This window comes from Sulfitobacter sp. HI0027, from assembly GCF_001634775.1.
Taxonomy (GTDB): domain Bacteria; phylum Pseudomonadota; class Alphaproteobacteria; order Rhodobacterales; family Rhodobacteraceae; genus Sulfitobacter.
On sequence record NZ_LWER01000066.1, the window covers coordinates 1 to 2,710 of the forward strand.

At 62.4% G+C, this 2,710-nt stretch carries 3 protein-coding genes and 1 pseudogene; all 4 read left to right on the forward strand.

Annotation, left to right across the window (positions count from 1 at the left end):
- Window positions 1–92: pseudogene (locus A3722_RS25255) on the forward strand (ATP-binding protein); the annotation flags it as partial.
- Between the two features lie 133 nt (window positions 93–225).
- Complete coding sequence (locus tag A3722_RS04000; protein WP_067630081.1) at window positions 226–426, forward strand: hypothetical protein; 201 nt, start codon at window positions 226–228, stop codon at window positions 424–426.
- The gene (locus A3722_RS04005) at window positions 426–1,889 is read left to right on the forward strand and encodes a TolC family protein (RefSeq protein ID WP_067630983.1); all 1,464 of its coding nucleotides are present in this window, start codon (window positions 426–428) and stop codon (window positions 1,887–1,889) included. The genes A3722_RS04000 and A3722_RS04005 overlap by 1 nt, the downstream gene beginning before the upstream one ends.
- 17 nt (window positions 1,890–1,906) lie before the next feature.
- Window positions 1,907–2,710, forward strand: an 804-nt coding sequence (locus tag A3722_RS04010; protein ID WP_150120428.1) for a multicopper oxidase domain-containing protein, incomplete at its 3' end; no start/stop codon positions are given.

A 2,710-nucleotide genomic window follows, 5' to 3' on the forward strand; every position in this document is an offset into this window, starting at 1 on the left:
TCGAAACCGGAAACGACAGCTACCGCTTCAAGGTCAGTTCTGAGGCAGCAAAGAAAACTGCAAAGGAGGCCAAAACATTGACCGCATCATAGACCACGACGCATAACTGAGGGTGGGTCAAATCTCGGTGAAAATACCGGGTCAGTTCTCAGTGACAATCAACACCTGACCCTTGGGGCTTGCGCCTCGACGCTCCCCCCATTTCCAGACGTCACAGCCGCCTATGTGCAGCAGCCCACGCCTCTGCCCGAAGTCGCCGCGATGACCGCCGCCGACAACAGCACGCGCGGCAGTGCTGCCACCGCCGAAGAGCAACCCTTTGCAGGCTACCGTCGTCGCGGCGTGGTGGAGCCGCTCGATTGGCGACGATTGAACGCTGAACAGGCACCTATGCAAGGGATGGATATGCAGGGGATGAACCACTGATGCGTTGGAAATTGAAAACCGCCGCAGTCATTACACCACTGATCTTGGGCGCCTGCACGGCAACGGACCTGCCGGTGAGTTTCTCGGCCCGTGATGCTGGCTTTGCCACTGTTGAAGCGCGCACCTCCAAGGCCATCGGCAAGCGCACCGTCTGGGCGCAGTCGCAGGCCGAGACCGTCGCCGCCTCCAAACAGGTCCGCGCCATGGTGCAGGGCAAGACGATCAGTGCCGAAACCGCGGTGCAGGTTGCGCTGTTGAACAACAAGGGGCTTCAGGCATCCTACGCGCAGATCGGTCTGTCGGCAGCGGAAGCATGGCAACAGTCCACGCCCGAGAACCCCGTCGTCTCCATCGGTCTTTTAGGCATCGGTGCGCCCGAGGTCGGGCTCTACCGTGCTTTGGAAAGCATGATCGCCGTGAACCTGCTGGACGCTCGCACCCGCAAACAGCGCATCGCCGCTGCCGAGGCCGAGTTCCAGCACGCGCAGATGCAAGCCGTCAGCGACACGCTGGCACTGGCCAATGAAACACGCGAGGCTTGGGTCAATGCGGTCGCGGCCTTTGAAACGGTCAGCTATCTGAAACGCGCGGCCGTCACCACCGATGCGGCGGCGGAACTGGCGCAGCAGCTGGGCAAGACCGGCGCGCTCAACAAAGCCGCGCAGGCCCGAGAGCAGGCGTTCAACGCCGAAATGGCGGGCCAATTGGCACAGGCGCGGCTGGATGCGCAATTGGCCAAGGAGCAACTGACCCGACTTATGGGCCTTTGGGGGCAGGACGTGGCCTATTACGTGCCCGATGCCCTGCCGCGTGTGCCGAACACGGTCAGCAGCCACCGGGGCATCGAACGGCTGGCACTGGCCAATCGGGTTGATCTGGAAGTCGCCCGGCTGGGGTTGGAGGCCACGGCCAAAGCCTATGGCCTGACCGATGCGACCCGTACCCTGACCGATCTCGAAGTCATCGCCGGGGCCGAAATCGAACGGGAGGAAGAGAACGGCGAGATTGAAACCAGCGTGTCACCGCAGGTCGAGTTTGAGTTCGTGATCCCAATCTTCGACAGCGGCAAAGCGCGGCTGCGCAAGGCCGAGCTGAGCTATCTGCAAGCGGCCAATGTGCTGGCCGAACGCGCGGTGAACGTCCGCTCCGAAGCACGTGCTGCGGCCACGGCCTACCGCTCAAGCCACCAGATTGCGCGGCACTATTCGGACGTGGTGCTGCCGCTGCGGCGTACCATCGATGAGGAGGCACTGCTGAGCAACAACGGCATGATCACCAGCACCTTCGACCTGCTGAATGACGCCCGCGAAAGGATCGGGAGCCAGCTTGAAGCGGCCAATGCCAAGCGTGAGTTCTGGCTGGCCTCGGCTGGTCTGACTGCCGCAATCTACGGCGGTGGCAGCGGCGGCGGTGGTGCCGGTGGAGAGACACAAATCGCCGCCGGTGGCGGCGGCGGACATTGAGACAAGGAAGCAACCAGATGATGAACAGACGTCAACTGCTGGGGGCCGGTGCTGCGGGTGCAACGCTCGTGTCCTCCAAAGCATGGGGGCAGACCATGAATATGGGCCTGCCCGAAGCCGCCGTCATGGACAGCGCGCTGACCCAATCGCCAACCCGCCCCACCAGCGGGCCGGATTACAATCCCGTGGTCACGCTCAACGGCTGGACCCTGCCGCACCGGATGAACAACGGGGTGAAGGAATTTCACCTCGTTGCCGAGCCCGTCGAGCGTGAACTTGCCGACGGAATGGTCGCGCGGCTTTGGGGGTACAACGGCCAATCCACCGGCCCGACCATTGAGGCGGTCGAGGGCGACCGGGTGCGTATCTACGTGACCAATCGCTTGCCCGAGCATACCACCGTGCATTGGCACGGGCTGATCCTGCCCTCGGGCATGGACGGCGTCGGCGGGCTCAGCCACCCCGGCATCCCGCCGGGCAAGACTTTTGTCTATGAGTTCGATCTGACCAAATCCGGCACCTTCATGTACCACCCGCATGGCGATGAGATGGTGCAGATGGCGATGGGCATGATGGGCATGTTCGTGGTCCACCCCAAGGATCCCGATTTCATGCGCGTCGATCGGGACTTCCTGATCATGCTGAACGCTTTTGATATTGATCCGGGCACCTACATACCCCGCATCATGACGATGACGGATTTCAACCTGTGGACTTGGAACAGCCGGATTTTCCCCGACATCGACCCGCTGGTCGTCAATCAGGGTGACAAGGTACGGGTCCGCGTGGGCAACCTCACGATGACCAACCACCCGATCCAC